At 28.9% G+C, this 8562-nt stretch carries 8 protein-coding genes; 1 reads left to right on the top strand and 7 read right to left on the bottom strand.

Features of this window, described 5'->3' with window-relative positions:
- Positions 1–320: 320 nt before the first annotated feature.
- From EG240_RS13530 to EG240_RS13555, 7 genes are all read right to left on the bottom strand, one after another.
- The gene (locus EG240_RS13530; protein ID WP_125019894.1) at positions 321–1076 is read right to left on the bottom strand and encodes an LVIVD repeat-containing protein; all 756 of its coding nucleotides are present in this window, start codon (positions 1074–1076) and stop codon (positions 321–323) included.
- An 11-nt stretch (positions 1077–1087) separates the two neighbouring features.
- Positions 1088–1582, bottom strand: a complete 495-nt coding sequence (locus tag EG240_RS13535; protein WP_125019895.1) for a hypothetical protein — start codon at positions 1580–1582, stop codon at positions 1088–1090.
- A gap of 61 nt (positions 1583–1643) precedes the next feature.
- The gene (locus EG240_RS13540) at positions 1644–2408 is read right to left on the bottom strand and encodes an LVIVD repeat-containing protein (protein ID WP_235830386.1); all 765 of its coding nucleotides are present in this window, start codon (positions 2406–2408) and stop codon (positions 1644–1646) included.
- A complete protein-coding gene (locus EG240_RS13545) occupies positions 2395–2913 on the bottom strand; it encodes a hypothetical protein (RefSeq protein WP_125019897.1) in 519 nt (172 codons plus the stop codon). The genes EG240_RS13540 and EG240_RS13545 overlap by 14 nt, the downstream gene beginning before the upstream one ends.
- An 89-nt stretch (positions 2914–3002) precedes the next feature.
- Entirely contained in the window at positions 3003–5561 is a 2559-nt protein-coding gene (locus EG240_RS13550) for an ATP-dependent Clp protease ATP-binding subunit (RefSeq protein ID WP_125019898.1), read from the bottom strand.
- A 120-nt stretch (positions 5562–5681) separates the two neighbouring features.
- The gene (locus EG240_RS16540) at positions 5682–5822 is read right to left on the bottom strand and encodes a hypothetical protein (protein WP_158612032.1); all 141 of its coding nucleotides are present in this window, start codon (positions 5820–5822) and stop codon (positions 5682–5684) included.
- Entirely contained in the window at positions 5809–6351 is a 543-nt protein-coding gene (locus tag EG240_RS13555; RefSeq protein ID WP_125019899.1) for a hypothetical protein, read from the bottom strand. The genes EG240_RS16540 and EG240_RS13555 overlap by 14 nt, the downstream gene beginning before the upstream one ends.
- A 406-nt stretch (positions 6352–6757) precedes the next feature.
- Here EG240_RS13555 and EG240_RS13560 point away from each other — a divergent pair, with 406 nt between their 5' ends.
- A complete protein-coding gene (locus tag EG240_RS13560) occupies positions 6758–8464 on the top strand; it encodes a CotH kinase family protein (protein WP_125019900.1) in 1707 nt (568 codons plus the stop codon).
- Positions 8465–8562 lie beyond the last annotated feature (98 nt).

Consider the following 8562-nt stretch of genomic DNA (forward strand, 5'->3'; position numbering starts at 1 on the left):
TATTTATTATTTAAATCTAGCATTTCAAAAAAAATCTATTTAAGACTTTGTTAATAGCTTCAATTACAAGTTCATCTTTTGGTAAATTTCCAGTTCCAGAACTTGAACTTCTTTTGTTTCTGAAGGTTCCTCACCAAGCAAGGTTTCTTTTGTCACCGTTCTCTTTTCCATATCAAAAAAAGAAAGGATGTAATTTCATTTAATTGTATTTCTAACTTTAGTTCCGCTGCTATTTACATATTTTCCTTAAATTGAGGTTTGGTTTACTGCTAAATTTTATATCTATATATAAAACAAAAAAACTCCCGAAGGAGTTTCTTTTAATAGCCTATAGAACTAATTTGTTCTAAAGTTAAAAAATCGTTTCCTGTCCATTTATATTGAGAAACTGATTTTTCTCCAAATGCAAATAACACATCGTTATAAACAACAACATCTTTAAAATTTGTATTAAAAGATTTGGCTAAAATTGGTTCTGCAGGATCTGTAATATCAAATATTTTTAGTTCATCATCACAAACGATTAAATAATTTTCGTGTAAAGCTAAACCTCTAGGAAAACTTAAATTTCTTTGATGGATTAAAATTGGATTTCTTGGATCAGCAATATCATAAACCATTAAAGTATTTAAATTATTTCCGCAATTTGTGTTAGAATGAAGTGTTACAAAAGCATGAGTTTGATTTGCAACAACGGGATCACAAGCTGTAAAATGTCGTGCTTCTGAAAGTAAATTTGGATTTTCAGGATTAGTAATATCATAGATAAACATGCCGTTTCTAGATCCAATAAATAAGTAATTATCTAAAGAATATAAGGTTTCGATATTAAAACCGACATCTTTTTGATTCACTTTTACAGGATTTTCTTTGTTTTGAATACTAAAAACATTTAGTTTTTGATAATCAACAGTATAAAGGTAATTTCCTTTTAAGGCAAATGTCGCCAAAGAGCCACCTTTTCCATCTGATTGTGATGGCGCACCAGAATCTTGACTTCCAGAGTTATCGCTAGAACAACTTATTGTTACTAAAACAAAAAAGATGCACAATAAAGTATAAGATATTTTTTTCATTTTTTTTCGTTTTAGTTCCAATCTACTACAATTTGATCTTGTCCAACGTTTTGCACATAACCATCTGGCGAAACCAATTCTGGAAAAGTATTTGGAATTCGTTTAACAATTTGAACTTGTTGATTTTCAACATTTAATTTAAAAGCAATCAAATCAACTGCCTGATTTGCATAAAAAATATCATCGCGAATGGCAATATCTGTCACTCCAGGAATTTCAATAAATGCAATTAATACTGGATTTTCGGGATTATCATTTTTATAAATATGAAAACCACGATTTGAATCTCCAATAAACATATAGTTATCTTTAAGATAAATTTTTCCAGCCTTTTTCATCGTTTGAGGCGCACTCATTTTGATTGAATTTTCAAAGTCTGCTCTAGACATTGTCGTCGGTTTATAATTAGAACGGCTTCTCCAATCATCTTCTCCTTCACATGTCATCGAACTTAAAGTGAAAACAAGTAAAAAAAGAATTGTAATTTGTTTAGTTAATTTAAGCATATGTATGTATTTTAAAATATTATTTAAAAATAGTGTTTTTTCTTAAAATTTAAAATATTTATTATTTTGCAGGTTCATAGTAAATCGAGCTTATTTGTCTTAAACTAGAAAAATCATTACGCGTCCATTTGAATTGATTGATAGTTTTTTCACCAAACGCAAATAGTACATCATCATAAACGACAACATCTTTAAAATTTGCATTAAAAGATGAAACTAAAAAGGGTTCTGAAGGATTTTTTACATTAAAGATTTTCAATTCATCATCACAAACAATTAAATAATCTTCGTGAAGTGCTAAACCTCTTGGGAAATTCAAGTTTCTTTGATGAATTAATTCTGGATTTATAGGATCTTTGATATCATAAATTAATAAAACATTTGTATTATTTCCACAATTTGTGTTAGAATGTAAGGTTACAAATGCGTGAGTTTTGTTTGCTACAACTGGGTCACAGGCCTTAAAATGTTGCGTTTCTGATAATTTCTTCGGATTCTCAGGATTTGTTATATCATATATAAACATTCCATTTCGAGAACCAACAAATAGATAATTATCTAATGAATATAAGGTTTCAATGTTAAAACCAATATCTGTTTGATTAACTTTTACGGGATTTTCAATTTGTTTAACATTGAAAATGTTTAGTTTTTGATTATCAACTGTATATAAATAATCATCTTTAAGCGCGAAAGTTGCCAAAGATCCTCCTTTTCCATCTGATGAACCATTTCCAGTTTGACTATTTGATGAACCAGATTTAGAACAACTCATTGTTAATAAAACAACGAAGATGCTCAATAAGATATATTTAATTTTTTTCATCACTTTTACCTTTTTCGTTCCAATCTACAATTACTTCATCGTCTTTTACATATCCATCAAAACGGTCTGGGGATTCAAGTTCTGGAAATGTATTTTTTATACGTTTTAATATTTGAACTTGTTTTTTGTCAATATCCAGTTTAAAGGCAATTAAGTCGACTGCCTGATTCGCATAAAAGACATCATTTCTAATTGCAATATCTGTAACTCCAGGCATTTCTAAAAATGCTATTAATACTGGTTTTTCTGGATTTGAATTGTCATAAATATGAAAACCTCTGTTTGTATCGCCAATAAAAAGATAATTATCTTTGATATAGATTTTACCTGCTTTTTTCATTTTAACAGGAGATGTAATTTTTACAGCATTTTCAAAATCTGTACGAGACATTTTAATTACTTCATAAGAAGATTCATAGTGGTGTTCAGGTCTGCTACAGCTTAATAAGAAAATTAAGGAGACAATAAAGGTAATTAAAATAAAAAAATAAAATTTTACATTCATAGTGATTGGTTTTAATTATACTATAAATGTAAATTAAATTTAATAATATGATATTTATTTAACAAAATTATAATAAAAAAAAGAATCTACTAATTAGTAGATTCTTTTTCTTGTTTTGCAACTGAAGCAGCTAAAGCTTCCTCATTTTCTATTTTATCTATGATGATATGATCGCCTTCTGAAATTTTGTTATTAATAATTTCTTCAGCTAACAAATCTTCTACATATTTTTGAATTGCTCGTTTTAAAGGTCGCGCACCATATTGTTTATCAAAACCTTTATCGGCAATAAAATCTAAAGCTTGTTCTGTTAATTCAACTTCATAACCTAAATCTTTAACACGCTGATATAATTTTGAAATTTCAATATTAATGATTTGATGAATGTGTTCTTTTTCTAATGCATTAAACACAACAACATCGTCAATTCTGTTCAAAAATTCAGGAGCAAAAGCTTTTTTAAGTGCATTCTCGATTATAGACTTTGTATTATCATCAACTTGATCTTGTTTTGCTTTGGTACCGAAGCCAACTCCTTGACCAAAATCTTTTAATTGACGTGCACCAACATTAGAAGTCATTATGATGATTGTGTTTCTGAAATCAACTTTACGGCCTAAACTATCAGTTAAATGACCATCATCTAAAACTTGAAGCATCATGTTAAATACATCTGGATGCGCTTTTTCAACCTCATCTAAAAGAACAACGCTATACGGTTTTCTTCTAACTTTTTCGGTTAACTGACCACCTTCTTCATATCCAACATAACCTGGAGGTGCGCCAACTAATCTTGAAATTGCGAATTTCTCCATGTATTCACTCATGTCAATTCGAATTAAAGCATCTTCTGAATCAAAAATTTCTTTTGCAATAACTTTTGCTAATTGAGTTTTTCCAACTCCAGTTTGCCCTAAGAAAATGAAAGAACCAATTGGTTTATTAGGATCTTTTAATCCGGCTCTATTTCTTTGAATAGATTTTGCAATTTTGGCAACCGCTTCATCCTGACCAATTACTTTTCCTTTAATCGCATCTGGAAGATTAGCTAATTTTTTAATTTCTGTTTGAGCAACTTTGTTTACAGGAATCCCTGTCATCATCGAAACAACATCTGCAACATTATCTTCTGTAACAGTAATTTTATTGTTTCGAGCTTCTTCTTCCCAGCGTTCTTGAGCAATTGCTAAATCTTTTTCTACGCGTTTTTCGTCATCACGTAAACTCGCAGCTTCTTCATATTTCTGAAGTTTTACAGCCGCAGATTTACTATCACGAACTTTTTCTAATTCAGCTTCAAGATCAAGGATGTCTTGAGGAACTTCGATATTAGTTATGTGAACTCGTGATCCAGATTCATCAAGTGCATCAATAGCTTTGTCTGGTAAAAAACGGTCAGTCATGTAACGATTTGTTAACTTTACACAAGCTTCAATCGCTTCTTGTGAATAAATTACATTATGATGATCTTCGTATTTTGCTTTGATGTTATTTAAAATCGTAATAGTTTCATCAACTGATGTTGGTTCAACAATAACTTTTTGAAAACGACGTTCTAATGCACCATCTTTTTCAATATATTGACGGAATTCGTCTAAAGTGGTTGCTCCAACACATTGAATTTCTCCACGAGCTAAAGCTGGTTTAAACATATTTGAAGCGTCTAATGAGCCAGTTGCACCTCCAGCTCCAACAATAGTGTGAATTTCATCTATGAATAAAATGATATCGGTGTTTTTTTCCAACTCATTCATAACTGCTTTCATACGTTCTTCAAACTGACCACGATATTTAGTTCCTGCAACTAAACTTGCAAGATCTAAGGTAATTACGCGTTTGTTGAAAAGAATACGAGAAACTTTTTTCTGTACAATTCGCAAAGCTAAACCTTCTGCGATTGCAGATTTCCCAACTCCAGGTTCTCCAATTAAAAGCGGATTATTTTTCTTTCTTCTACTTAAGATTTGAGAAACGCGTTCAATTTCTTTTTCACGTCCAACAATTGGATCTAGTTTTCCAAGTTCAGCCATTTCTGTTAAATCACGTCCAAAATTATCTAATACAGGTGTATTTGATTTTTTTGTTGATTTGTTTGCAGGTGAATTTGCACCAGAAAAACTGTCATTTTGTCTGTCTTCGTCACCATCATTATCGAAAGCATCATTTTTAGGAAACTCAGTTTCGTTTTGATTGTCGTTTTCGTTATCAGATAGAATTGAAATAAATTGATCTTTACAAACTTCATAATCAATTTTACAACGATTTAAAAGTATTGTAGTTGGATCATCTGAATTTCTTAAAATAGACATTAAAATGTGACCAGTGTTGATTACATCTGTTTTATATAGTTTTTTTTCTAAAAATGCTCTTTTCAAGGCATTTTCAGCTTGTCTAGTCAAATGAATGTTTTTCTTTTCAGCATTGAAAGCTGCGTTTGGATTTTCTGGAACCAACGCTTCAAAACGATTTCTAAGAAATGCCAAATCAATATCAAGATTTAACAAAATTGTAATCGCTTCTCCTTGTCCTTCACGTAAAAGTCCAAGCATTATATGTTCTGTACCAATATAATCGTGCCCTAAACGTAGTGCTTCATCACGACTGAAAGTTATGACTTCCTTTACTCTTGGTGAAAAATTATCGTCCATTATAAATTTTTTTAGGGTGTATATTTATTTCTAAGCAATTTTAGTACCATTTTTTTTGATGTCAAAAAGTACTAGAATAAATAGACGAAAAAATAACGAGATTAAAAAATGTTTTGTTAACTATTTTTTTTCATTATTGAATTTAGAAATGATTTGTTTTAATTTCTCTTTTCTTGTTTCTTGTGAATTTTTTTCTTTTTCCTTCTTATTATCTACTTTCTTTTTAAAAGCCAATCGATTGGTTTCATTACGTCTTCCCATTTAATTCTCTTTTTATGTCTTGAAATGATTTATTAGAATATAACAATTCGTTTAACATTAGTTCTTCTAATTTTTCAAAATCTGTGTGTTTAATATATTTACTCCAATTTCCTGTTTCTAATACTTCGTTTATTAGTTTAATACGTTTTGAAGTTTCTAAAGCTGTACGTAAAACATCGGTTTCTGTAAATATATTTTCGTATTTGTGATGAAATGTTGGTTCGAAATCGGAATTTATTCGAATAAAATATAATTTTTCAGTTTCGTTATTTGGATAAAAATCGGTCCATTTTGCAAAAGCTACAATTTCATTCTGAGATTTATAGGTTGTAGAAATTAATTTCCAACGGCAATTTGCGGCTCGTCCCCAATGATTCGATTTTCTAAAAACTCCTTCATCAGTAAAATAGTACGAACTTTTTGATTTACTGACATAATCAGGCTTTTCTTTTGGAAGTTGATTTGGATCAACCTCATCAAAAACACAAAAAGTATGTTTGAAAAAATTTGTTCGATTATAGGATTTCATTGTAAGTATTTATTTTATGGTAGTAATTGGAAATATACTTTGTAGAAAAATTTGTCTTTCCCAAACATAATTCTAAAATCAATTTTAAAAAATTTAAATTCAAAAAAAGTAATTTCCAAAAAATAATTTCCAAAAAATAATTTAAAGATACTAATCACTATTAAAAAAATGAGGAGCTAGTTCGCAAAGTTAAGAAAAGTTGAATTAGAGAACTATCTTTTATACTATTTCTAAATATTAATAGAATATATTCAAGTTGATTTGATTGAGATGATGTTTTTTAAAAGTGTTGTTTATTATCAAAAACGTAAAATAATTATTAAATAAATACATATAATAAAATTTTAATTACTATTTTTATTTAACCAACAGATTTTTAAATAAGCTAATAATTAAAATCACTTATATGAAATTTTTTACTTTTCTTTTTGCATTTATTTTAATTTCGTTTAAAATGAATGCCACTGAAACTATTATTGTCAATCAAAATCAATTTTTTATTGATGTTACAAATAGTTTAGTCGTTACAAATATGGATGTTGCCAATATCAATTCTACTTGGCCTGGTTCTAAAACGAATATCAGTATTGGTGAATTGTGTTCGTTTATAACTCCAGTTACAACAATTGAAATCGGAACACCTTATACTATTTTTATTCCTTCAAAGAACTCTAACTTCACTTTATATTTTACAGATTTCCCAATAATTTCGATTTCAACAACTAATACAATTGTTGATGAACCAGATGTTTGGGCAAATTTTAAAATGATTGAAAAAAATCAAACTTTTTTAGAATCTAATATTGGCATTCAATATCGTGGTGGTTATAGTCAAGAATTGCCTAAAAAATCAATGGAAATTAAATTTTGGACAGATACTTTAGGAACCGACACAGAAGATCACACGTTACTTAATATGGTTAATGATGATAGTTGGAATTTACAAGCAATGGCAAATGAACCTTTGAGAATTCGAAATAAAACTAATTTTGATTTATGGAGAATGATTAATGAATTGCATTATATTTCGGATGAACCAGATGCGATAAATGCAGTTCGAATGAATTATGTTGAACTTTTTGTAAATAACGAATATCGAGGAATTTATTGTTTAGGTGAAAAAATTAAAAGAAAACAATTAAAATTAAAGAAACATAACGGCTCAATTCGTGGTGAATTATACAAAGGTGATCATTGGGGAAATACAACTTTTTATACCTTGCCTCCATTCGATAACAATTCTGATATTTGGGATGGTTTTGAATATAAACATCCAGATGAAGAAATTAATTGGCAAAATTTATATGATTTGAGCGATTTTATAATCAATTCATCTGATGTTGATTTTTATGCAAATTATAGTTCTAAATTTGATATAGATAATTTAGTTGATTATTATATTTTCTTAAACTTATTACGTGCTACGGACAATACTGGCAAAAATATCTACATTGCAAAATACGATGCAAATACGCCTTATTTTTACGTTCCTTGGGATTTAGATGGAACTTTTGGAACCATGTGGACAGGTTCTAATGATGAAATTACGAATGATATTTTAACTAATGGATTTTATGATCGCTTGATTGATGATTGCAGTACCAATGGTTTTCGTGAAAAATTACGTACAAAATGGATGTTATTAAGACTAAACGTAATTACTCATACTTCGATTATGAATATGTTCAATGCTAATTATAATCTGTTACTTTCTAATGGAATTTATGAAAGAGAAACATTAGTTTGGGACGATTTTGATTATTATACAGGAAATCTAACATATATGTCTAATTGGATTTCTGACAGAATTACATATTTAGATACTGTTTTTGAAGAAGAATGTCCACCACTTTCGACCGATAATCCAACCAAAACTAAATATCAATTTACAATTTATCCAAACCCAACTTCAGATTTTGTACATATTGATTCTAATCTAGAAAGCAATTTCAATTTAGAAGTTTACAATAATTTAGGACAAATAGTTTTATCACAAAATTTCAATGGAGCTGAAAAACAAATTGATTTATCAAATTTGAGTAATGGTATTTATATTTTCAAAATTAAAAATACAGACTTTCAAGAAATACATAAAGTTGTTGTGAACAGATAATTCAATTGATAAAATCGTATTTTTCTTTACACTACCTAAAGTGGATAGAACGGATAAAGTGAACCACTCGCAGCGGATGAAAGTGAGCATAGCAAAGC

Source organism: Paenimyroides tangerinum (genome assembly GCF_003865405.1).
Classification (GTDB): Bacteria; Bacteroidota; Bacteroidia; order Flavobacteriales; family Flavobacteriaceae; genus Flavobacterium; species Flavobacterium tangerinum.

What these genes read in the sequence shown, in the direction of transcription:
- EG240_RS13550 (WP_125019898.1), bottom strand. Translation starts at nt 5,561, where the DNA reads ATGGACGATAATTTTTCACCAAGAGTAAAGGAAGTCATAACTTTCAGT.
- EG240_RS13545 (WP_125019897.1), bottom strand. Translation starts at nt 2,913, where the DNA reads ATGAATGTAAAATTTTATTTTTTTATTTTAATTACCTTTATTGTCTCC.
- EG240_RS13540 (WP_235830386.1), bottom strand. Translation starts at nt 2,408, where the DNA reads ATGAAAAAAATTAAATATATCTTATTGAGCATCTTCGTTGTTTTATTA.
- EG240_RS16540 (WP_158612032.1), bottom strand. Translation starts at nt 5,822, where the DNA reads ATGGGAAGACGTAATGAAACCAATCGATTGGCTTTTAAAAAGAAAGTA.
- EG240_RS13535 (WP_125019895.1), bottom strand. Translation starts at nt 1,582, where the DNA reads ATGCTTAAATTAACTAAACAAATTACAATTCTTTTTTTACTTGTTTTC.
- EG240_RS13555 (WP_125019899.1), bottom strand. Translation starts at nt 6,351, where the DNA reads ATGAAATCCTATAATCGAACAAATTTTTTCAAACATACTTTTTGTGTT.
- EG240_RS13560 (WP_125019900.1), top strand. Translation starts at nt 6,758, where the DNA reads ATGAAATTTTTTACTTTTCTTTTTGCATTTATTTTAATTTCGTTTAAA.
- EG240_RS13530 (WP_125019894.1), bottom strand. Translation starts at nt 1,076, where the DNA reads ATGAAAAAAATATCTTATACTTTATTGTGCATCTTTTTTGTTTTAGTA.